This window comes from Sorangiineae bacterium MSr11954 (assembly GCA_037157815.1).
GTDB classification, from domain to species: domain Bacteria; phylum Myxococcota_A; class Polyangia; order Polyangiales; family Polyangiaceae; genus Pendulispora; species Pendulispora albinea.
In genome coordinates this window covers 2,642,920-2,665,900 of sequence record CP089984.1, presented here as the reverse complement: position 1 = coordinate 2,665,900, position 22,981 = coordinate 2,642,920, and the positions used below count along the sequence as shown (strand labels likewise).

The window sequence follows — 22,981 nt, the reverse complement described above, 5'->3', positions numbered from 1 at the left end:
GATGGTGCCGATGGACGTGGTGGCAGTGATTCGACACAAGGTGGCGAGCGAAGGGGTTCCGATTCGAGAAGTGGCGCGGGAGCTCGGATTGTCGCGAAACACGATTCGGCGATACGTGAGGGCCAACAAGATTCCGGTTCCAAGGCCAGAAAAACAGGTCCGACCAAGCCCGGTGCGCGACGAGGTGGCCACGGCGGCCGCGGCTATCTGGCGAGCGCGCCGATCCTTTACGGCGGGCAAACAGCGGCTGACGGCCAAGCGGCTGTGGGAGCTATTGCGTGAAAACGGGCACACGGCGAGCGAGCGCACCGTGCGGCGATTGGTGGCCGAATTCCGGAGCGGTGAGCGTGAGGTGACTGTTCCCCTGGTGTACACGCCGGGCGAGCTCGCACAGGTGGATTTTTTCGAGGTGTGGGTCGAGCCCTCGGGGATTCGCCAGAAGGCGTGGATGTTCGTGATGCGCTTGATGCACTCAGGGCGCGACTTCGCCATGCTCTGCGCGCAACAAGACGCCACTTGGTTCTTAGCGGCTCACGTTGCGGCGTTTACCTACTTCGCGGGGTGGTGGCCGCCGTGGCCTATGACAACTTGAGCGCTGCCGTGGCCAAGATCCTCGTTGGGGCGCCACGGCTGCTTCGGCCCCGATTTGCCGCGCTTTGCGCCCACTACGCCTTCGAGCCACGTTTTTGCCGCCCCGGCGAAGGCCACGACAAGGGAGGAGTCGAGCGCCGCGGAGGACACGTACGTCGCCAGCATTTGGTGCCCATTCCGCGCGGTGAATCACTTGCCGCCATGACCACGGCTTTGCAAGCACGCCTCGATGCTCAGCATTCGCGCAATCCGATGTACGTCGAGGCCTGGGCCCGCGAGCGCAGCGCGCTGCGGCCTCTCCCAGCGCCTTTTGACGGCCGCCAGGTGCGCACCGTGCAGCTTCGCCACCACGCCAGCTACCTCGTCGCGGGCGCTCACTACTCGGTGCCCAGTCGGTGGTGCGGTCAGATGGTCGACCTATTCCTAGGCATCGACACCGTCACCTTCGCCAAAGGCGACGAGACCATCTGCCATCCTCGCGTGGCCTTCGGTGGCCGAAGTATCGACTATCGGCATTTGTTACTGCCACTATCGCGCAAGCCACAAGCTCTGCGCCAGGTCGCTCACGAGTTGGTGGCACAATTCGGCTCACCATGGCCCGAGCTCTGGGAGACGCTTTGCAATCGGTATTCGCCCGACCTGATCGAAGCTGCACGAAGACTGGCTCCGTGGTTGGAGCGCGCTGACCGCGAGGGAGTCGGTCGGGTCAAGCGAGCCATCATCACCGCCCTTGCGTGCGGTACGCTGGTGCCCTTTCTGCAACGCACAAGGCGCACCGAAACCCTCGCCGCTGTCCCGCTGGCATTATCGGAATACGCGGTCGAGACGCCCGACCTATCGCGCTACGACGTGCTTCTCGAGAGGGCATCGGCATGAGCACCGACAACGTGCTCTTGGCCGCCGTACGCGCCCATACGCGCGTACTCAAGCTGCCGACCGTCGCACGAGAGTGCGAAACGCTGGGACGTCAATCGCTGGCCGAAGGCTGGTCACCGTTGCAGTACTTGCGGGCGTTGCTCGACGCCGAGCTCGCAGTCCGCGCCGAGCACGCGATTGGGCGCCGCATGCGAGCGGCTCGTCTGCCCGTGCACAAAACGATGTCGCAATTCGATTGGCGGAGGCCACACGGTCTCGAACGCGCCCGCGTCGAAGACTTGGCTCGTGGTGCCTGGATTCCGACGGCGCGCAACATCGTGATCTTGGGCCCCGTGGGCACCGGAAAAACGCACTTGGCCATCGCGCTCGCCATCGAGGCCATCAAGCGCGGCCACCACGTGCTCTTTTACCGCGCCTCCGACTTGGTCCGGGCACTGACCGAGGCCCGGGATGCACGCGCTCTTTCTCGCCTGCAAGAGCGACTGCGAAGGGTTTCACTCTTGGTGGTGGACGAACTTGGCTTTGTACCGTTTGAAAAAGCCGGCGGAGAGCTGCTCTTCGACGTCTTGTCCACCCGGCACGAACGGTGCGCAACGGTGATCACATCGAATCTGGCTTTTAGTGAATGGAACCGGGTCTTCGTCGACGACAAGCTGACGGCCGCACTCCTGGACCGTCTGGCCCAGCATGCGGAGGTCCTCGTCACTCGCGGTCCGGGAGACCGTGTCCCGGCCGCGGCCACCAAAAAGACAGATTCAAGATCTGACGAGAGCAAACCCAAAGCGACCCAGGAGGTGCCGGCGCTCACGCGGTGAGTGCCCCCCATCGCGGCGGGGTGGGTCAGTTTTTGATGGCCGAGATGGGTCAGTTTTCGGTGGCCGTTGACACTTCGCGCTTCAACACCGATCACCAAGATCGCCGCGTGGTTCCGCCATTCTTTATCAGAGGCTCGCTTCAACTGATCGCGGTGTTAACGTAGCGCCAACGTCGATCGGGTCCTTCAGCGGCGTTTGCTCTCCCGTGTCGGTATCATCAATCGAAATTTTGGTCCCTGCGGGCGCTTGCACCGCGAGGTGACCCGTGCAAGCCATGGCTTGCTCGTAAAGCGGTGTGACTTGTTCGACGAAACCGTGGCTCGTCCCCGGATCCTTCAAGAATTGTTTGAAGTGCCTCCATGCTTCGAGGGGACGATTCAAGTTCAACTCGACCGTCCCGAGGCCACCGCCACCGCGCTCGTTGTGGTCGTAGGCACCGGTCCGGCGCGCAAACTTGGGTCACCATGCGCCGTCGGCTGCGCAGAAGGCCCGGGGCCCGAGACACGTTGCGCGAACGGCGCCGCAGGCGTGAATCCCATGGCCGACCCGCGCAGCGTGAGAACCGCCGCGTCGAGCGCGACGAGAAACGCGCCCGCGTCGGGATAGCGATCGGCAGGACGAAGCGCCAGGGCGCGGGTCAGCACCGCTTCCCAGGGGCCTGCGTTGATGCCGCGCCGCGCCGGTGTTGGCCCGCACCGGCGCGAGCACCTCGGCGTAAAAGCATCGTGCGATCCGCAGTGTTCGCGTAGGCGCGTTGATCGGTCAGCACCTCGGTGAGAATCAACGCCCAGCGCGTGGACATCGGTCCACGGTCCCGTGCGCGCTCGTGAAATCTGCTCGGGCGCGGCATACTCGGGCGAGAATGCCGAATACCCCTGGGTGCGCGTCGCACCCGACGCAGCCACCTCGCCTTCCGCCATGGCCTTCGCGATGCCGAAATCCATCAAGCGGGCAAGCGGACCGCGTTTGCTTGGGAGCAGCATAATGTTTGCCGGCTTGAGGTCCCGGTGCGCGATCCCGCGCTCGTGCGCGAACGCCACGGCTTCGAACACCGGCCGCAGTAACTCCAGGGCTTCGCTCAGCGCGATCCCGCGCATCTTCCCCCGACGCGCCTGCAGCGCGTCGGCGAGCGTCTCTCCTGCAAGCCATTCCAGCGCCATCCACGGGGCGCGCTCGGCCGTGGGCATCACGGCGACGCCGAAGTCCAATACATGCGCGATGTGAGGGTGCCGCAGCCGTGCGATCGTCTTGGCCTCACGCGCGAACATCTCGATCCAGGTTGCCCGGACGGCGTCGTTGATCTCGGGTGGAGTCTTGAGCACCTTGAGCGCGACGGGCATGTCGAGAGACAACTGCGTCGCGGCGTAGACCACGCCGAATCCTCCCTCGGCCACGAGGCGCTCCACGCGAAACTTCTCGGCGATCGTCGTCCCCACGAGCCGGAAGCGATCGGACGTGCCCGACGCGCTGTCGTTCGTCGTCATCACCATCAGGGTACACGACCACGCACGCATCGCCGACGCACGAAGCGGCACAAATTAACGGGTTCCAAGGACATCCCCGAACCGATGGCGCGCAGACATCGACTCGACGACGAGCACCATGTCACCACGACCGAGACCGGCCGCCCGGCTCTTCATCGCGGCGCTCATGCGAACGATCCGTTTCGCCATCCTCGCTCGAATGGCTCATCTCGGCGATCGAGCCGAACCTCAACGCGCGACCCGTTGATCTGTCCTCTGCTGGCTCCCAAGGGCGTTTCTTTGACACTCCTGAAGGCGCACACAGGAGGGGCGTCAACGAGGTCGTCGGCGGGACGGCAAAACATCATTTCGATATTTGTCGATTTCGCTGGCAGAATGTGCGTCGCCAGCACAGCTCATCCGACAAATTTGTTCACTTTCTTTGCTGCTCTCGAAAATCTTCAAACACCTAATGCCATGTCGATTAAACAACGATCTGCTCGAATCAATACACCACTCGACGATCGCTCCGAGAGCGATGCTCGGTACGTAGGTTGCAATGAGGGCGATGCACGACAGGGAGCTGTAGATCACGACGATTCACAGAATGGCTGTAGTCGAAATCTGCAGCGGCGAAGCCATCCGCGGAGCGGAGCAGTGGAGTTGGCAGCATGGGCGAATCCATCATACCCGCCGCCGAACAAGAGCTACTCGAGCGGCTCTTGCTGGGCGCGAAGGATGCCATCGACGAGATAGTGACGCGCCGACTTCGTCGGAGCGGCTGCTCCCTGATCCTTTGTGGTGCCGACCAATGCGCGCAGGACATTTATGTGCATATTCAACCGCTTCTCTTGACATCCCAGCACCAGAAGCTTCCTCCGCCTCCAATCCCTGGCGATGAGATATTTGGTTTTGATTTTCCCTACGATAAGCTGAAGCGCGTACCCCTCACGAGCACCGAGCGGCACATCATTGATATACGTTGTGGATCAAGTCCGCCTGCACGGCTTTTGTATCGTTGGATTCGCCGAAGGACGCATACTGGCTGTAGGTGCGGGAATGTGCCCGCGTGCACCGCACCCGGCGGGAAGGTTTGACTCGAGGCGGAGAGATTTCGCTTGACTCAAGAGATGATCGAAGTGGCAGAGTGAGCCGGTGCCGACCATCCCGCTGGTTCGGATTCGCTCTGCCACTTCGGTCCTCGCGCAAACGTCTTGAGGGTTGTTCCCGCCGGTGCACGGGGTCGACATCATAGGAGCCATCAGGTCGATGGACCGCCGAAGGGTAAACACAAATGAATGGGGATGAATACTCACAGACGACTATTCCAGACATCACACTCGCAGATGGAGCGCGGTCGCGGTCCTTGAAGCTTCGTTGCATTTGCGTTGCGATCGTCGGAATCGCATGTTTTGCCGCCGCCATCCCTTTCCAGATTGGCGCCGACAACGCTCGCCACGAAGCAGACGGTATCTACGTCCCCGGAGGATCATGCAGAATTGGCACGCCTGAGTGCAGGCGCTCGCACGAGCTCGAGCATGCACACTACTCCAAACTAGCCACTGCGCGAGCTCTGGCAACGGCCGGTGCCACCGTGACATTTCTTGCTGGATCCGCCTTCTTCTTCCGTCTCGAACGGCGACGATGACAGATTGCAGACTTGCAACGCGAGCCTATGCATTTGTTTCGTCATTGAACCGTACCGGCAATTTTTCGACTGTTTCCTGCGCACGGGTGAGGGTCTGAAGGAACTTGCGTGTTTGTCACTCCTCAACATGTCGGGACCGTTCGATCCTCACCCATGCGCCGGAAGCAACACATACAGCGTGTCTCTCGTCCGCATCCCCGAACCCGATATACATTGATTTTCTGGCAGCCGACAGCTCCTGCAAGCCCATGTCCTCGTCGGTGCAAGCGAGGGCCGAAACGGTACGGCATGGTCACCACCCGAATTCCCCCTTTCCAGCCGTGCTGACGCCGTTTTGACCCTCACTTGCTCCTGCGATTTGTTTCCAGGTCGCCGTCTCGGACGGCGAATCACATGCGCTTCGCGCGGATCGACACCGACGTGGCCGTAATTGCTTCAACGAGGTCGCCGTCTCGGACGGCGAATCACGGGTCGCACAGATCCCCAGTGAATTCAACTCATACGGTTCCCGAGCTCGAACGGACTGACGCAACTTTTGAGCCGCGCATCCGACCCTACAAAGCACGCGCATATGCCCTACGGGAGCGTTGCACGTTGCGGCGCCGCAACGTTGCTCGGAACCGTTGCAACTCGATGCATAGGAGCTCAGCGCTCCCTCAGCGACGCGGAAGGCTCGAACGAACCGCCGTAACGGTGTCGGCCGGTCGCGCGCCCCCACGAGCCGCACCAAGTTGGACTCGAAGCGGCTCCCGTCCCTTCATCATTGCGCAAATGGTCAGCCATGCCGCGAGGGCATCGTTCGCCGTTCGAAATCGTTCGTCGCGCCGGGGGTTGGCCATGCGCTGGATCCACGCATCCACCTCGCTGGGCCACGCGAGCCCGGTCGTGCGCCCCAGAGGCGGCAAGTGCGCGAGCGTCCTCGCCTCCGTGATCGCCTTCGGGTCGCGGCGCTCGTCCGGCAACGCCCCCGTGAGGAGCTCATATGCCACGAGGCCGGCACTATACAAATCGGCGCGACCATCCACGTCCGAGGAGTTGGCGAACTGCTCGGGGCTGATGTACTGTCGCGTCCCATAGATTTTATCGACGTTCGTGAGGGCGGTCATCGCGCCGCCGAGCTCCTTGGCGATCCCGAAGTCGAGAATGCGCAGTTGAGCACCCCCCTCGAGGAAGAGATTCGCGGGCTTGATGTCGCGATGCACGAGCCCCGCCCGATGGGCGACGTCCAGCCCGCGCAGGAGATGCTCGATCATCCAGGCGACGTCCTCGAACGAGGCGCTTCCGCCTCGCTCCAACCGCTGCCCGAGCGATTCCCCTTCCAGGTAGTCGAAGGCGATCCATGGCCATTGCCGGTCTGGGTCATCGGGAACGGGCTCGGTGCCGCATGCGCGAATGCGTGCGATGTGATCGGATTTGAGCGAGCTGCCCATTCGCACCTCGCGCTCGAAGCGCTTGCGCCATTCTCGGCTCACCGCGAGCTGCGGGTTCAGGAACTTGATGGCAACCCGTCGCCGCTGCGGCTCGTGTTTGACGATCGCCTCGTAGACGACCCCCATGCCGCCGGCACCGAGCAACCGCGTAATCTCGTAACGATCTCCAACGATGGTTCCTATCTCGATCAGGCTCATCCTCGTCCATCCTCGTCAACGGCCGGTACTGCCCACGTCCCCATCGGTGCCCCCACGAGGGCTTGCTCGAAGCTTCGTGGACTTCGTCTCGCGCTTCCCATCGTCATTTCGTCCGCGCTCACCCGTATGGTGCTTATAAACGTGATGCCGAGATGTGCCCGCGAGCTTCGCCATCCGGAGAACGACGCCACCCGTTTTGCGCTCGAGCGCCTCGTAAAGGAGACTCGCCGCCACCCGTTTGGCGGACTCCCATGACCACTCGCTCCCGTCCCGCGTCAGAACACGAAGAGCAATCTCCCGGCGGCTCGCCTCCGAGCGAAGCGGATCCGTTTCGCGATGTACGAAGAACGATGTTTCGACATCGAGACGACCTCCCTCGGCCATCCACCGACCAGCGGCATGCGCGAGGACATGGCGAAGCTGGGCGATATTCCCCTCTCGCCACTCCTGTCGCTTCATCCAGCCGACTGTGTCCCGATCCAAGGCATCGAAAGCCTTCGCGTAGCCGATGTCGACCAGGATTGCGCGGGTCAGAAGCTCGATGTCGCGACGACGCTCGCGCAAGGCTGGAAAGTGCAAGCGCGTCTTGCACAATCTGGCATACAAATCGGCGTGGAACATTCCGTCGTTGACCCGACCGGCCAAGTCCACGCTGTTGCTGGTGATGATGCGAACGTCGACGGCTCGGGGTCGTGACTGGTTCCGAGCTCGTACCTCGCCCCGCTCGACGACGAGGAGCAGCCGAGCTTGTGCCTCGAGCGGAAGCCGCTCGACCTCATTGAGGTAAACCGTACCGCCATCGGCGGCCACGAAAACCGAGTCTTTCTTCGGCGCTTCCGGGTACGCGCCGGCCTCGCGGCCAAAGAGCTCGTCCTCGAGCTGATCGTACGCGATCGCCTTACAATCGACGACCAGGAAGGGCTTCTCGGCGCGTGCACTTTGCCGATGCAGCGCCTCGGCAAAATATCGTTTACCGGTTCCCGGCTCCCCCGTGATGTGAAGTGGCTCGGCACCGTCGACCAGCTGCACGGCTCGCGCAAAAATGCGTTGCATCTCCACTTCTACGGACGTGAGAGGTCCGAATGTGCGCGACAACGCCTGCTTTTCATCTCCCGCGCTCGGGGAAACCTTCAGACTCGTATCGCCGATTCGAATCTCCCCTCCCCTTCGCAATAGGACCGGTTGTCGCTCGACCAACACCTCTCCACCGATGATCCGTGTGCCGTTCTTGGAACGGTCCCAAACCACCAGACCGTGCTCGCTGACCGTTAGCCCAAAGTGTACGGCGCTCACCTTGTCGTCGTCCGGCAAGGCCAAGTCGCTCATTTCCCATCGTCCAATCCAGCGGGGAACGTTGCCGTCGATGGTGATCTTCTCCCCCGTTTCCTCGACTTCCAGAACCCAGCGCTGAACCCGAACACGACGCTCGTCTGCGGCCGTGCCACCAGCAGGTTTGCTCGTACTGTCCTCAGACCAAGAGCTCTCGTCTTCGGTCATTTGTGAACTTTCTTACCAGAGTGTGCATTTTCGGCACAGCTCATCCTGAATACTTGTTGCCCTTACCGGCCGCGATCCTCGGCCCCATCATGTCAATCGAACAACGAGCCGAATAATCGGTCGCAACGGCAATCTTTCTTTCCGCTAAATATCGGTACGTCGGTTGCACCCTCCCCCTGCACGTGCGCCCGTCGGCGACCGCCATGTCGCAGCCACTTGCACGATTCAACCCACACCGCGCCCAAGGAAGCGGAGGTCATTCACACAAGATGCGCTCGTCAACGTTGTTACGAACAATTCATCCAATTCCATTCAACGGCATCGCACAACGGCGAGGGAATCGCGCGGACGAGTCGTCCTCCAAAGGTTGATTCGTCACACGGTGAGAGTCACCCTCGGCTTTGGGCCCGTCCTTCTCGGTTGCGCGGAAGGCGAGCCCATGGCGTGCACGCCACCGGACGGCGCCGTTTACCACCTCGAGTACCGTTATCGCGAAAGAACTTGTCATTTCACCCGCCGACCCAGTGAGGAAGTCAAGGTCGTTGACGACAAACTCTTTGTTCCTAACTACGAAGGGTGCACAATCCAACATCGCGAGCAGGCCAACGGGTGTTGGACGGCAACGAGCCTGGCATTCCGGTCGAAGCGAATGTTCTCGACATCCATTGGAAAAGCGAAATGGTGTTCGGGATCGGAATAGCGCGCGTCGGATATCTCAATCGCCCGTGCACGGACACGTACGACGTCACACTCAGCCGGATCCGACGCTTTCGATGACTGCGCGGCGCCGGCCGATCGAGGAAACGAGCCATGCTGCAAGACGCAGCCTTCTACAAAGATCTATACTTCGCAAGAGCGCCCGACTTGAAGACCTTCCGGTCTCGTATGCAGACTCCCAGGCACGCTCCTAGGGGGTGTCCCTAGTTCAGCGAGAAAAAAGCTGGATCATCTCGATCACTTAGCGAGGCGGATGCAGGAAGCTGTTGTCTCACCGCGGCAAGCATGATCAAAAATCCGGATGCACCGACACGCGCTCACCGATGCCCAGTGGCGTCGGCTGCAACGAGTCCTACCGAAACAGAAGACGGGGCCCGCCTCGGAGTTGGGTGACCGGCTCTTCATCGAGGCGGTGCTCTATCGCGCAAAAACGGGCCTACCGTGGCGTGATCTCTCTACGTTTCTTGGGGTGCCGGGCATCGTCGCCCTTGCCCTAGGCGGCATTTTCCTGTCCTCGACACGAGGAGCCGAGAGCGGGTGTCTGGTGCTGGATGCCGACGCGGTCGCCCTTGGCGCGCTGGCACTCGGATTTTGGCCGGGGTTCGTCGCGGGCGCTGGCTTGAGCCTTCTGTTTGGCGTTCATCATGACTCTCGATGGATGCATGGCCTCGAAACGACGGAAGGCATCCTCCAGATCGCCGCGAGCACCTGGATCGCGTGGGTTCCGTGGTCGGCGGGCGCGCTGGCAGTAACGTTCTCACGTTCGTGGTCGATGCACGCGATGCGCATAATTTTGCAAACTTCGTGACCGTGATGTGCAATTTAAGCACAGCTCATCCGACACCAACTTTCAGTTTGTTCACAATCATTCAGCAAGCCGCGACGTCACGACGTATCGAGCGGTGCGACCGCGACCGACTGCAACGTAATACCCGAAACAGCTCACATGAGCGCGAAATCGCGGCTCCTGGGGCACGCACGTTGCATCAGCCACTTATCGCACGGCGTGCGGTGTCCGCAATGGAGGTCGCCGAACCAATACCGGACATTCAATGCCCAACACCGACTCCACAACGCATTCGCAAATGACCATTGTTCATGCTGCATCCGAGGACCTTCGCGGTTCCCGCGAGGCCTTTCGCCTTCTGCAAGTCTGGCTGCCCAACGCAGCGACCAAGGCGCGAAACATTGGGAAGCTGCACCTCGCCCATCGACTTAAGCAGCTCTCGGACGATCTCCTCCACCGGCTCGTATCGTGCAAGATGCGGGACAACGGCCGCACATGGGACGACGGATTCGTCGACATCATTCATCGGCTACTCGTCTCGATTAAGCGCGATGTCTGCAAAGAAGGTCTGGACAACGACGAATTTGGTGTCGCTGCGTGGGTTGAGATCGCCGGGATGCTTTCCCGATTCGAGCTGATCCCGTGGACGCAATGGCTAGGACGTCGCCGCCTGCGTCGGCTCCTCGAGGCAACGGATCCCGAGTCCGTCGCGGATTTCCGAAATGCCTCGCAATATCATGCAGCGCTGCGGAAGATGCGCAGGCGCGCTCCGCCGACGATGCTCCACTCCTGCTTCGACTGCATCTCGAATGGCCACCCCCGACGGAATCTTCTGAAGAACTGCTACGTCCCCCACGCGACAGCGACGCCTCCGACGACGCCGCTGCACCGAAATGAAACCCGTCCCGACCATTGACCCGGCGCAGGCGGAATCAGAGGAGCAACGATGTTCGAAGGCATCGATACGATCGATTGGGCGAATCTGGAAACGAGCTTCGGCGCGGCAACCGACGTACCCCGATTGTTGCGGAGCGCAGCAGCCGAAGAAACGAAGGTGCGGGAGGCCGCTCTCGAGCAATTGGAGGTCATGTTGTACCACGAGGGCGAGCGCTTTCCCGCAACGCCTCGTGCCATTCCCTTCTTGTTCGACCTTGCCCTGGCCCCCGGCACGCCCGCTCGAGCTCGGATTCTCAAGATGGTCATGCATTTCGTTGGCGGAGCGTGCAACTTTCGCGACGGCCTCTCGTTGGCCGATGGGCAGCGCACGATCTTCGCTGGGAAGGAACGCGACCCGCAGACGCCCAAAGAGGCACAAGCCGTTCACATTTGGCGAACCTGCTACAACGCGACCCGCGTGTTCGTGCCGCGCGTGCAGGAGCTTGCCTTCAATGGTGCCGAGGATGTCCGAGTTGCGGCGTCGCTGCTCCTCGGGTGCTATCGGACCGAGCGACGCGACATCGTCCCGCATCTGCAGGACTGTTTCGAGCACGAGAACATTGCCCGCGTCCGTGCGGCGCAGACGTTTGCGCTCGGCATGTTGACGCATCTCAATTTGGATTCAGCGGAGTTTCTCGTCTTCATCGCCAAGAACGATCCTGCACCTTTGGTTCGCGTCGTCAGCTCCATGGTCCTGGCGCATGCCGGCGCGGAGGCACAGAAACATACCATCGTGGATGCATTGATCGAGGGCCTCGCCTTGTGCCACGGCTGGCTCGGCATCGAGTACCGACGTTTACCCTTTGGTACGGAGGGGCTTTGTGGTGACATTGGCCGCACCCTCACCAGACTGCCGAACCAACAGACCCGCTCCGCCCTACCCTTTCTTCTCGATATTTTCGAGCACACGGAAGATGCCGCTTTGATCGGTGTCGTTCGGGGCATTCTTCACGCCGCGCTCGGCGAGTGCGCCGAGAGCCCCGCCGATGCCCGTCGTATCCGTGCGTGCAAAGCAGCACTCCTCTACAACGAGTCCGTTTGGCAAACGGCGGCGATCACCCGCCTGCTCGAAGAATGGGGCCTCCCGTCCGACCGCGACGCCTTCGGCGCGTCGATTGCACTTTCACCGGAGAGCCTTGCCGAGGGACTGCACGCGTTCCGAGAAGGTGTGGATCACGCGTCGGCCGAGCAATACGAGCAAGCACTGTCGAATTTTCAGCGAGCTGCAGCCCTTCTGCCGCACAAGCGGAACGTGGCATGCAACGTGGTCTGGAACCTGAAGGTTCTCGGTCGCACCGCGGAAGGTCTCGCCGAAGTCGAGCGGGCGCTGGCCGTCTTCGATCGCAGCGCACACCTCCACTTCGAGCATGGGCACCTTCTCGTCCAGAAAAACGAATTTGTGGAAGGCGTCGACGCCTGCACCCGCGGCCTCCAGCTCGACGCCGCGGACGCGCGCACACGCGAGCTTTCCCGAGAGGCCACCGAGCTCACACCCTATGGTCATTACATCCGTGCTAGCGCCTATGCGCGCATGGGGAACCCCGACAAAGCCGTCGACGACCTTCGCATGGCGGCCACGCTCAACCGCGATTTCGTCAACGCCATGTCGGACGATGTCGACTTCGAGTCCTTACGGAGCCGCGCGGACTTTCAAACGCTGCTCTCGACTGCGTCTCGAGAGGACACACCCACCGTCCCCATGAGGTAACCCATCAAGCGCGCGACGCGCTCTGGAGAACATGCCGATCACCCATCTCGTGGGCACGAGGGAGGGCCGCAACGGCGGCACGGTCTCGCCCATGACACGCCTCCGTTGAACCGTGCATCGTTCTGGTCCTCCCTCGTGCCCAATGAGATGTCCAAAATCGTCACCGCTGTTGGGTACGTCATGAGTGCACAGCGCACGTTCCCTTTTTCGAAGTTCGTCCCGCCTTCGCGTACGTCCCGCAGCATCGGCAACAACGCGGTACGTTCGTCGGCGCAACCCGCAACGCCCCGTGAAGGGCGCAAGGACGAGTGGGTACGACTGTCCCATTGGATGTATCCCCGACGTGCGACATCGCCGGTGATCGTTCCGTACCTCGCATCCCACGCTCGAGCGCAGCACGCGAAGGACCGCGAGGCGGCCTTGCAGCTCTTCCTGCTCCTTGCCGTCGGCGATCCCGAACGGAGGCTGCGTGGACCTTGGACGTGCGAGAACGTCCGAACGACGTGCACCGATTGGGCGCGGACCGATCCCGCACGAGCCGTTCAAGCGCGGCTGTGGCAGGAGTGCTACGACGCGGCCGCCGAGCAGGCTCCCGCCCTTTCTCAGCTCGTGCACGCCGAAAGCCGAAACATCCGGATCTTGGCGACGTTTGCGGCTCAGTTCTTTCTCGATCACCGTGCCATTTGGGGGTATGCCATGCGACGTCGTTGGCGCGCCGGGCCCGACCTTCACCCGCACGAACGAGCGGCGCTCGTTTTGGCGCTGGCGACGATCTCGCCCTTGGCAAACGAGGTTCTCGAAACCCTAGCGGAACGCGACACGGAACATCGCCTCGTACGTGTCGCGTGCATGATCGCGCTCGGGACGGCCAAGCATCCCCTGTCGCAACGGGCAGCTGCTGCACTCCGCAAATTCGCCAGTGCCCCACGTATACCGGCGCGCTTTCCGTGGCGTGCATTCCTGCTCGCGAAAATCGACGAAGTGCTCGTTGCGCGCTGATCCGCTGAAATCGCAACCCACATCGCAACAGAATATGCAACTCCAAAACAGCAAGCAATCAACGCTGCCCGCGAACGAGGCACATCGATGGCATTCACAGCTCACGCTCGAGCAGCGGGAGCGCGTGGTCTCGGCGATGATCGAAGGCGGGACGCGCAACGACGCCCCCCTTGCATGGGACGAATGGACGCGTGTGATGGTTGCTTTGGAAGAGTGGGTGCTCCTGCAATCGCAGCCAAGCCGCTCTCGACCAACACGGCGCAACGCATGAACGACCGATCCAACGATATCCGAACAAAATGCATAAATCTCCTGACGCGACACAGCGCCCTCGAGATGATCCCATCGTTGCGTGAACTCTATCCGCAGATGAAGGCGCCGGCGCAACCCGACCTACGTGCCACGCCGTCGAACGACGTCAAGCAGGTGGAGGCCCGCTACGTCATCGTCGTGCACCTCGCCGGTCCACTCGGTGATTTGGTCGAGACGGCCCTGCGCGTCGAGCCACGATTTTGCGTGGTGCGTGCCGACGCGCGATTGCGCGCCCCCCGACACGTGCATCTCGTGGTTGTCGACGAACGAATGAGCGCACGGCGGCGCGCGCGCCTCGTTCGCGCGTGCAGAGCTCCGATCTTCAACCTCGAGCGGCATCTCGGCCCGCGATTCGATGTTCGCGAGCTTCGCGCGTTGATCCTCGCGACATGCAGCTATGGTGATATCACGACGGAGAACATGGTCGCCGAGACTCCAACAACCCGGGTTGCACTCCATTTCATCGAGCGAATCGCCGAACAGCCCACCCCCGTCCTCGTATGGGGCCCGAGCGGCTCGGGCAAAAAGATGCTTGCGCGACGGTTGCATTCGCTCTCGCGCCGCAAGGGGCCCTTCATCGTCGCCCCTGCCACCGACGGCGATTTGCTGGAGGCCGTTTCGACCGCGCGCGGAGGCACCTTGTGCCTCGACGAGATCAGCGCCGTGACTGCCGAAAATGCACGGTACATCCGAGCCCTCTGCGCCGAGCGACGCCTCGAAGGGCCCCATCCCCTGGCCCTATCCGACGTCCGGGTGGTCGCGACGACGTGCCGTGATCTGGCCGCGGACGTGGTACGCAAGCTCTTTCCTGCGGACCTTTACCTTCGGCTCGCGAGCTTCGTCGTCCCCCTCTTTGCCTTGCGCGAGCGCCATGCCGATCTCGACGCGCTCATCGACCGATTTTGGAAGCAACACCCCCGCGCAGAGCTCGTGTCTCTTTCGCCACCCGCGCGCGACGTCCTGCGGCGATACAAGTGGCCGATGAACGTGCGCCAGCTGCAGTCGGTCGTGGGTCAGATCCTGGCCCTCGCTCCGCCTGGTGAAATGTCCGTTGCTACGCTTCTGTCGTTGGCACCGGAGGTCGCCCAGAGACGAGGGAATGCGGTTCAAACCGGCCATCGTGCGCGTTCACATTAGCGCTTTTGGAGAAAGAGCGCGCTACCACGGCGCCAGTACATTGCATCCCATTATCGAAATGGCGTCGAGATGATCGCGATGTCTTCGAACGCACCAGGACGAGCGCTTCGATTCCAAAGAACACACATGAGCCCATGGTCTCTCGCAGCGAGCCTACCCGGACATTTGCGCGCACGCGTTCGCGTTTACTGGGATGACTTGATTCGGGTACTGCAACGCGTCGTCCGGAGGCCATCGGCCCGACGTTCCGCGGACGAGCCCGCGCTTGGTTTCAGCGCCGACGTCCAGGCTTGGCACTCCGCCGAATATCCGCAATCGCGGCGCGCAACGTTCGACCAGCGTAATTCGGCATACATGCACGAGGAGCGGAGCTTCCTGTATCGCATCTAGCTAAGGTGCGCGGAGGGCGCCGGCGCGCGGCGCGCGTGATCCATCCGGAAGTTGTCGTTCCGCAGGGGAACTCGGGGTTCCGTTGCGGGCGTGCGCCAACGACTCTTCAACGGAAAAAGACGTTGGCGCGAGAAATGCATTGATAACTCATTACACCGCACCGTCGGTGAAAAAGGCAGGCGCATCGTGGCGAAGGATGATTGGCAATTCAGCGAGTTCATGAGCGATTGGCGCGCCATCGTTGGGCTCATCGCGGTCTGCGTGTTGGGCCTTCTGGTGCTCAATCGGCTCACGGTCCGGCAAATGAAGAATCAGGCGCGCCGCATCGTCTATGCGACGACACCGGAGACGCTCGGCCCCTCGTTCGAGGGGTGGACCTTGGCCGTGATCGCTCGCTTCAACATGAATATGGGCCGGCCCGTCGATCGATTTCAGGCATCGTGGTTCCAGCGCCAGGGGCTGGAGATCGTCCTGCAAAAGGATTGGCAAATTACCAGCGCGGCGACCTTGAGCCGCGCGCTGCAACAGCTGAACGACGTAGGCTATCGCCATCACTACGGACAGGCGACGGGCGAGCCCGTGGCGACCTTTCTGGCTTGGGATTACGGCCGCATCGTCTGGCTCGCGTGGGCGGGGCATCAACTGGGTTGGCTCGACCGCCAGGCGATGGCCACCTGGGTCGCGCGCGCCGCGTCGGCCATGCAGTCGACCTACGCCGATTGGGGCGCCTTCGCCACCGGCTATCTGCGCGGGCTCACCCAATGGTCCAAGGAGGTCTCGGCGGCGGGCGAGCCGGAGATTTCCAAGCGCGCATTCGAAACGCTGATGACCGATCCTACGAGCCCCTGGAGGCGTGTGCCGTGGCTTACGCGGGTGATGGCGCGGGAGGGCGCCCTCACCGGCCAGGCTGCCGCAATGCAGACTTGATGGCCGGAATGGAGGCGGACGCCATCGAGAGCTCCTCCACGCCGAGGTCCACGAGGCGGCGCGCCATATCGGCGTTTGCAGCCATTTCTCCGCAGACGGCGATTTTTTTGCCCGAGGCGGCGCGCGTGAGGAGCTCCAGTGCGCGCCAGATGGCTGGGTGGTCCGGCTGATACAGATCGGCGACGTGTGCGTTGGTTCGCTCCGCGGCCATGATGTATTGCACGAGATCGTTGGTGCCGATGCTGACGAAGTCGACGTGGGGTGCCATGGAGTCGAAGGCGATGGCGGCGGCGGGCACCTCGACCATGATGCCGGTGTGATCGGGGAGGCGATGGGGAGTGCCTTCGAGGCTGCGGGCGGCGGCGGCGATGGCGGCGCGGAATGCGAGGACTTCGCTGGCGGTGGTGACCATGGGGGCCATGATGGAAAGGATGCCTTTCCATGAGGCGGCGGCGCGCAGGATGGCGCGGAGTTGGACGTGCAGCTCGCGGGGGTGCGCGAGGGAATAGCGTAGGCCGCGCAATCCCAAAAAGCCGTGGGTGATGGGGTCGAGGCCGAGCGCCGGAATGTCTTTGTCGCCGCCGGCGTCCAAGGTGCGAATGGTGACTTCGCGGTCGGTGAAGGGCGCGAGGATGCGCGCGATTCGAGCGGCTTGTTCGTCCTCGGTGGGTAGGTCCGGTTCGTTTACGTAGAACAACTCGGTGCGCAAGAGGCCGATGGCGTCGGCGCCTTGTTTGCGCGCCAGCTCGGCCTCGGCCGGGGAGGCGACGTTGGCCGCGATGGTAAGGGTGCGACCGTCCGCCGTGGTCACCGGCATATGGGCCCGTTCGAGCGCGGTGGCGCGCGCGGCCGCCGTGGCCACCTGCCGCGCGCGGGCGTCCTCCAAGACGTGGGCTTCGGGCGCGGGGATGAGCGCGCCACGATCGCCGTCCAAGATGGCCAAGGTGCCGTCGGCGACGCCGGTGTGCTCGCCCGCGCGGACCAACATGGGGATGGCGCGGCCGCGTGCGACCACGACGGAGTGGGCCGTCACTCCCCCCTGCGCCAGCACGATGCCCGCGATCCCGGCGTCGGCGAGCTCGGTGACCATCGACGGCGTCACGTCGTCGGCGAGCACGATGGCCGACGTCAGATGCGAGACGTCGACCCGCGTGGCCTCGGGGGCGAGCTGCGAAAGGACGCGCAGGCCGACGTCGGTTACGTCGATGGCGCGCTGGGCGATCAGCTCGTCGGACGACGACGCCAGCTGCTCGCGGGCGCGCTGCACCGCACGCCACCAGGCTGGGGCGGCCGCCAAGCCGTTGGCGATGGCGGTGCGCGCGGCGGCGGCGAGCTCGGGATCGTCGAGGAGCGCGCGATGGGCTTCGGCCACGTCGGAGCGCTCGGCGGCGAGCGCGCGATCGACGCGGGCGAGCGCGGCTTCGAGGGTTGCGCGCTCCGCCTCGGGATCGTCGCCGGGTGCATCGCGAAGGACGGGGGCTGCGGCGCGGAGCCGGCGAAGTGGGCCGATGGCGATTCCGGGGACGGCCGCCACGCCGGAGGGCGCGGCGTCTTCGGCGCGCTCGCCGAAGCCATCTTCGATGGCCGCCTGGACGATGGAGAGCGCTTCGGCCGCCTTTTCCCCTTGGACCTCGATGCGCACGGACCGGCCGCCGCGAAGGCCCAGCGCCACCAGCGCGAGGATCGAACGGGCGTCGACGAGCGGTCCCTCCGCGGGACCGGCGCGAAGGATGACCCCGTGCTCGGCCGCGATCCGCGCCAGGCGTGCCGCCGGGCGGGCGTGCAGGCCATGCGGGTTTCGCAAGGTGAGAACGCGGGAGAGGCTCGCCTCCGCGGGACGGTGCCCGCCCTCGGCGCCCGACACGCCGCCCTCGGCGCCCGACACGCCGCCCTCGGCGCCCGGCACGCCGCCCTCGGCGCCCGACACGCCGCCCTCGGCGCCCGACACGCCCCGCGCGCCCCCCGAAGACCGCGCTTGCTCCACGACCGCATCGAGGCTCGCGCCGCTTTGCGCGGTGACGGCAGCCGCGAGCGCGCCTTCGACGAGCGGCGCGTCGACGACGCGGAGGCGGTCGTTCGTTTCGGCCACCAGATCGGCGCTCATTTTGGCGCTGCCGAGATCGTACAGGATCACGGCGCCTGCGCCGGTGTCGGCTTCCGTCGCCGCGGCGAGGATCTTGTCGAAGCTCGTCCCGACGTGGCCCTCGTCCGTTCCGCCCGCAGGGCGAAGGGGGACGTCGGGGGCCATCTGCGCGGCCACCTCGCATACGCCTTCGGCGAGGCGCGCGCTGTGCGAAACGACCACGATGCCGACCATGCTCGGGCTCACGGCGCGGCCATCACGCGGGCGAGCGCACGAAACATCATCGCGGTGGACGTGGCGCCCGGATCTTGGTGCCCGACGCTGCGCGCGCCCAGGTACGAGGCGCGGCCTTTTCGGGCTTGAAGCGACGTGGTCGCGCGCATGCCCTCCTCGGCGGCGTCGGCCGCGCGGGCGGCGGCGGTGGCCGGGGTTGCTCCGTTGCGAAGCTCCTGCTCGAAGGCGGCGAGCGCGGGGGCGTACGCGTCCACCATGGTTTTATCGCCCGGCGCCGCCGTTCCTAGACGCTGAACGGCCGCCAAGCCCTCGGCGAGGGCCGCGCGCAGCTGCTCGCCGGTGGCGATCGGATCGCGCAGCTCCTTGCCCATCGCGCGAAACGCGCTCCCGTACAGGGGCCCCGAGGCGCCGCCGACCTTGGAGATGAGCGTGGTGCCCGCCTTGATCAACACGTCGCCGGGTGTCTCCGCGGAGGAGCCCTCCACGGCCGCGACCGCGGCGGCGAAGCCCCGGCGCATGTTGGCGCCGTGATCGGCGTCCCCGATGGCCGAGTCGAGCTGGGTCAAATAGTCCGTTTGTTCCTCGAGGGCCGAGGCCAATGTCGTTATCCAGGATCGGGCCATTGCGCTGTTCATCGTTCACACTCCCCAACGGAGCCCGGGCGTTCGCACCGGCGCGTCCCATGATTCGAGCATCTGCGGGTCGGCTTTGCATACGGTGATCGACGCGCCGGCCATGTCGAGGCTGGTGATGTAATTGCCCACCAACGAGCGCGCGATGACGATGCCCCGATCGCGAAAGGTAGCGGTGATTTCGCCAAATAGAATGTACAGCTCGATGAGCGGCGTGCCGCCGAGCCCATTGACCATGACGATGGTCGAATCGCCCGAGGCCAAGGGCAAATCGGACAAGATGGCGTCCAGCGCGGTGGCCACGATGTTCTTTGCGGTCTGCAGCTTTTCGCGACGGCGGCCCGGCTCGCCGTGGATGCCGACGCCGACCTCGATTTCGTCGTCCGGAAGAGCGAAGCCCGGCTTTCCCGCGGCCGGCGTCGTACACGCCGTGAGCGCGACGGCGAACGAACGGGACGCGGCATTGACCCTGCGGCCGATTTCGGCGACCTCGGCGAGGCTCGCGCCCCGCTCGGCCAGGGCGCCGGTGATCTTCTCCACGAAGACGGTCGCGCCGGTGCCGCGGCGGCCTGCCGTCCAGGTGGAGTCTTTGACGGCGACATCGTCGTTGACCAGCACGGTCTCGACTCGAATGTCCGAGTCGGCGGCCAGCTCGGCGGCCATTTGGAAGTTCATGACGTCGCCCGTGTAGTTCTTGACGATGTAGACCACCCCGGCGCCGCCATTCGCGGCCGCGGTGGCGGCGACGATCTGATCGGGCACCGGTGAGGTGAAGACTTCACCGGGAACGGCCGCGTCGAGCATGCCGAGCCCGACGAACCCGCCGTGCAGCGGCTCGTGCCCGGAGCCTCCGCCCGACACCAGCCCGACCTTCCCCGGGCGCGGCCCCTCGGCCCGCACGATGATCTTCTGCTCCAAGTCGACGCGCAGCTCGGGGTGCGCGGCGGCGAGCCCTCGAAGGGCGTCGGAAATCACGGTCTCGGCATCGTTGATGAATTTCTTCATGACACCTCTCCCTCGTTTGGGACGAAAATATATCAGAGCACTTCGGGTCGCCGTATGGGTCTTGAAGAACGGTGTTCGTTATTACCGAACGACGTTCGTGAACGGTACGATGGGCGCCGCCGGAGTCAAGGGCGGGATGGCCGGCCGCGCGCTTTACGCGCTGCGTTGGGACGGATTTCGCGGCGCGCCGAGATCGCGCGAGAGGTTGCGCGCCACTTCGCGGACGGCGATGGCGTGCTCCTCGCGGGCAGGCTCGGCCAGGAGACGCTCGACGGGTCCGACGATGCCCATGGCCCCCACCACCCGGCCCGCTCGATCGAAGACGGGCGCTGCGATGCCGGCGTCGCCGAGCGCCGACTCCTGGTTCTCGAAGGCGCAGCCCACCCGCCGGATCTGCTCCAGCTGCGCGCGGAGCTTCCGCCGATCCGTGATGCTCGCCCCGGTGAGCACGGGCAGCTCGCCCTTGAGCAGGCGCTCGGCCTCCGCGGCCGGCGCAAAGGACACGATGGCTTTGCCCAGCGCGCAGGTGCTCCAGGGGATGCTGGCGCCGACCTCCAGGATTTGCACGGCGCCCTCGGGGCGAAAGGCATGGTGCACGACCAGGACGCGATCGCCCGTGAGGATCGCCACCCACACGGCTTCGCGCGTCCGCGCGGCCAATGCATCGGCCCACGTCAGCGAGCGTCCCCGGAGCTCCTGGGTCTCGAGGTAGGCGTTGCCCAGCCGCAGGAGCCCGGGGCCGAGGAGGTATTTTCCCGTCTCGGGATCCTGCTCCACCAAACCGTCCGCCTCCAAGGTGCGCAGGAGCGCGTGCATGGTGGGCTTGGCCACGCCGATCCGCTCGGCCAGCTCGGTCACCCCCATCCGCGGCCCCGCGGACGCAAGCTCCTGAAGGATCTTCGCTGCACGACGCACGGATTGGACCAACATGATACCGCCTTTCGGTGATGCGGAACGCGGTTCGAGGATAGCAAATTCTCGCCCGTAGCAACGATCCTCTTCGCGCACAACGATCCATGTGCGCCAATGATGGCACGTCGAAGCCATTTCATGGCCCAGCGATGGCGGGTCGAAGCCCGCGCGCCGCGCGCGTTCGAGCGGTTGTCCACGTGCCGCCACCGCTCTATGGTTCGTCCGGGGGGTATCCGGACGATTGTGTGAATTAGGTGAAAGGAGGGGTCGGATGGAACGACTCCGCGGCTTCGATGCAGCATTTCTCCATATGGAGCGGGGAGACGTGCAGATGCACACGCTCAAGGTACTGGTCGTCGATCCCGCGCGGCTCGGGCGGCCCCTCGCCCTCGAGGACGTTCATCGTGCCATCGAAGGACATTTGGATGCATATCCACGGGCGCGACAGATCGTCGTGGCTGCGCCGCTGTTCGGGGGCAGGCCATTTTGGGTGTCGGATCCGCGCTTCACGTTGGCCGCGCACCTGACGGAACGTACGGTGGCGGCGCCCGGGGGCCAAGCGGAGCTCGACGCCGTCTTATCGGAGCTCGCGAGCCAGCCGCTCGATCGATCGCGGCCGCTCTGGGATCTCACGCTCGTGCACGGCCTCGCCCACGGCCGGCAGGGGCTGGTCGTGCGCCTTCATCACGCCATCTCCGACGGGGTCGGCGCCATCAACGCGTTCGCGGCCATGACACGCGAAGAACCGGGGGCCGTGGTTGCGCCGAGCGCCGAGGGTTCCATCGGGGCGGCCCCGTCGCGCGCCGAGCTCTTTGCCCGCGCCGCGCGCGACGTGGGGCCGTGGCTGGGGGAGCTCCCTCGGTTTTTCAAGGATGTCTCCGAGAGCAATCGGAAGAATCAGGTCTACCGGGCAGAGGCCAAACACCTTCCGCCGGTGGGGTTCGGGGCCGGGCCGTCGTTCACGACCAAGCCGGTGGGCGCGGCGCGCCGGTGCGCCACGGGCAACCTGGCGCTCGCCGATTTCGAACGGGTGAAGAACGCCTTCGGCGTGACGATGACGGCGGCCGTGCAAGCGGTGCTCGCGGGCGCGCTGCGCCGAGAGCAGCTCCGGCGAGGCGAAGAGGCCAAGGGCCCGCTGATCACCACCTTCGGCGTCGCCATCGATCGGGCGAGCGCGCGCCTCTGGGGCAACGAGGTCACCGCGACCTTTGCCCATCTGGCCGTGCACATGGGCGATCCGGTCGAGCGATTGCGCGCGACGGCGGCGAGCACCCAGGAGGCCATCGCGCTGGTGCGCCACCTGGGGACCGATATGGCCGGCCGCTGGAGCGAATACTTGCCCCGCCTCCCGCACGTGATTGGGCGGCGCATGGCCTACAAAACCAAGAATACCCTTTATCACGTGGGAACGGCGAGCGTGCGGGGCCCTTCGCGGACCCGTTGGCTCGGGCCCGTCGAGGTGGTGGAGTGGTATTCGCTGGCCGCGCTGGCGCATCCCCCTGCCCTGCACATTTGTGCGTACAGCTATGTCGATCGTATGAGCATTGGCATCTTGACCGCGCCGGAGATTTACGATCGGCCGCGCCGTTTGCTCGAGGATATGGAGGATTCGCTGGCGGAGCTGGTGAGCCTCGCCCATCGCACGGACGAGGCCCCCGGCGACGTGTCGACCGCCGCCGGGTAG

18 protein-coding genes are annotated in these 22,981 nt (G+C 64.3%); 11 read left to right on the top strand and 7 right to left on the bottom strand.

The features are described from left to right. Nucleotide 1 precedes the first annotated feature (1 nt). The 3 genes from LZC94_10440 to istB are packed head-to-tail and all read left to right on the top strand — an operon-like array spanning nucleotide 2 to nucleotide 2,282. Nucleotides 2-592 carry a helix-turn-helix domain-containing protein gene (locus LZC94_10440; GenBank protein WXB17668.1) on the top strand — a complete coding sequence of 197 codons (591 nt, stop codon included), beginning with the start codon at nucleotides 2-4 and terminating at the stop codon, nucleotides 590-592. Then, a complete protein-coding gene (locus LZC94_10435; protein ID WXB17667.1) occupies nucleotides 574-1,467 on the top strand; it encodes a hypothetical protein in 894 nt (297 codons plus the stop codon). The genes LZC94_10440 and LZC94_10435 overlap by 19 nt, the downstream gene beginning before the upstream one ends. Continuing rightward, a complete protein-coding gene (gene istB / locus LZC94_10430; GenBank protein WXB17666.1) occupies nucleotides 1,464-2,282 on the top strand; it encodes an IS21-like element helper ATPase IstB in 819 nt (272 codons plus the stop codon). Before LZC94_10435 ends, istB begins: the two co-directional genes overlap by 4 nt. 383 nt (nucleotides 2,283-2,665) lie before the next feature. Here istB and LZC94_10425 read toward each other — a convergent pair whose 3' ends face one another. The 3 genes from LZC94_10425 to LZC94_10415 form a co-directional block, all read right to left on the bottom strand. Then, nucleotides 2,666-3,772 (bottom strand): serine/threonine protein kinase, encoded by a 1,107-nt coding sequence (locus tag LZC94_10425; protein WXB17665.1) that lies wholly within the window; start codon nucleotides 3,770-3,772, stop codon nucleotides 2,666-2,668. Nucleotides 3,773-6,049: 2,277 nt separating this feature from the next. After that, on the bottom strand, nucleotides 6,050-7,021 hold the full coding sequence (locus tag LZC94_10420) for a serine/threonine protein kinase (GenBank protein WXB17664.1): 972 nt from the start codon (nucleotides 7,019-7,021) through the stop codon (nucleotides 6,050-6,052). A 15-nt stretch (nucleotides 7,022-7,036) separates the two neighbouring features. Then, nucleotides 7,037-8,074, bottom strand: a complete 1,038-nt coding sequence (locus LZC94_10415; protein ID WXB17663.1) for a sigma 54-interacting transcriptional regulator — start codon at nucleotides 8,072-8,074, stop codon at nucleotides 7,037-7,039. Between the two features lie 1,462 nt (nucleotides 8,075-9,536). Here LZC94_10415 and LZC94_10410 point away from each other — a divergent pair. The 7 genes from LZC94_10410 (at nucleotide 9,537) to LZC94_10380 (ending at nucleotide 16,431) form a co-directional block, all read left to right on the top strand. Then, nucleotides 9,537-10,043: a transposase gene (locus tag LZC94_10410; protein ID WXB17662.1), complete on the top strand. Its 507-nt coding sequence runs from the start codon at nucleotides 9,537-9,539 to the stop codon at nucleotides 10,041-10,043. A gap of 244 nt (nucleotides 10,044-10,287) precedes the next feature. Next, on the top strand, nucleotides 10,288-10,938 hold the full coding sequence (locus tag LZC94_10405; protein WXB17661.1) for a hypothetical protein: 651 nt from the start codon (nucleotides 10,288-10,290) through the stop codon (nucleotides 10,936-10,938). 30 nt (nucleotides 10,939-10,968) lie between these two features. After that, a complete protein-coding gene (locus tag LZC94_10400) occupies nucleotides 10,969-12,666 on the top strand; it encodes a tetratricopeptide repeat protein (protein WXB17660.1) in 1,698 nt (565 codons plus the stop codon). Between the two features lie 639 nt (nucleotides 12,667-13,305). Then, entirely contained in the window at nucleotides 13,306-13,665 is a 360-nt protein-coding gene (locus tag LZC94_10395; protein WXB17659.1) for a hypothetical protein, read from the top strand. 34 nt (nucleotides 13,666-13,699) lie between these two features. Then, on the top strand, nucleotides 13,700-13,936 hold the full coding sequence (locus tag LZC94_10390; protein ID WXB17658.1) for a hypothetical protein: 237 nt from the start codon (nucleotides 13,700-13,702) through the stop codon (nucleotides 13,934-13,936). 65 nt (nucleotides 13,937-14,001) lie between these two features. Continuing rightward, on the top strand, nucleotides 14,002-15,114 hold the full coding sequence (locus tag LZC94_10385) for a sigma 54-interacting transcriptional regulator (protein WXB17657.1): 1,113 nt from the start codon (nucleotides 14,002-14,004) through the stop codon (nucleotides 15,112-15,114). Nucleotides 15,115-15,690: 576 nt separating this feature from the next. After that, the gene (locus tag LZC94_10380) at nucleotides 15,691-16,431 is read left to right on the top strand and encodes a DUF1266 domain-containing protein (protein WXB17656.1); all 741 of its coding nucleotides are present in this window, start codon (nucleotides 15,691-15,693) and stop codon (nucleotides 16,429-16,431) included. Here LZC94_10380 and dhaM read toward each other — a convergent pair. From dhaM to LZC94_10360, 4 genes are all read right to left on the bottom strand, one after another. Beyond that, entirely contained in the window at nucleotides 16,400-18,760 is a 2,361-nt protein-coding gene (gene dhaM, locus LZC94_10375) for a PTS-dependent dihydroxyacetone kinase phosphotransferase subunit DhaM (GenBank protein ID WXB17655.1), read from the bottom strand. The two genes, LZC94_10380 and dhaM, sit on opposite strands and share 32 nt — an antisense overlap. Then, a complete protein-coding gene (gene dhaL / locus LZC94_10370; GenBank protein WXB17654.1) occupies nucleotides 18,757-19,383 on the bottom strand; it encodes a dihydroxyacetone kinase subunit L in 627 nt (208 codons plus the stop codon). Before dhaL ends, dhaM begins: the two co-directional genes overlap by 4 nt. 3 nt (nucleotides 19,384-19,386) lie before the next feature. Continuing rightward, nucleotides 19,387-20,385, bottom strand: a complete 999-nt coding sequence (gene dhaK / locus LZC94_10365) for a dihydroxyacetone kinase subunit DhaK (GenBank protein ID WXB17653.1) — start codon at nucleotides 20,383-20,385, stop codon at nucleotides 19,387-19,389. Between the two features lie 153 nt (nucleotides 20,386-20,538). After that, complete coding sequence (locus LZC94_10360) at nucleotides 20,539-21,315, bottom strand: IclR family transcriptional regulator (protein ID WXB17652.1); 777 nt, start codon at nucleotides 21,313-21,315, stop codon at nucleotides 20,539-20,541. A gap of 253 nt (nucleotides 21,316-21,568) precedes the next feature. On the opposite strand from LZC94_10360, the gene LZC94_10355 reads away from it, so the two are divergent. Continuing rightward, nucleotides 21,569-22,981, top strand: coding sequence for a WS/DGAT domain-containing protein (locus LZC94_10355; GenBank protein WXB17651.1), 1,413 nt, complete (start codon nucleotides 21,569-21,571; stop codon nucleotides 22,979-22,981).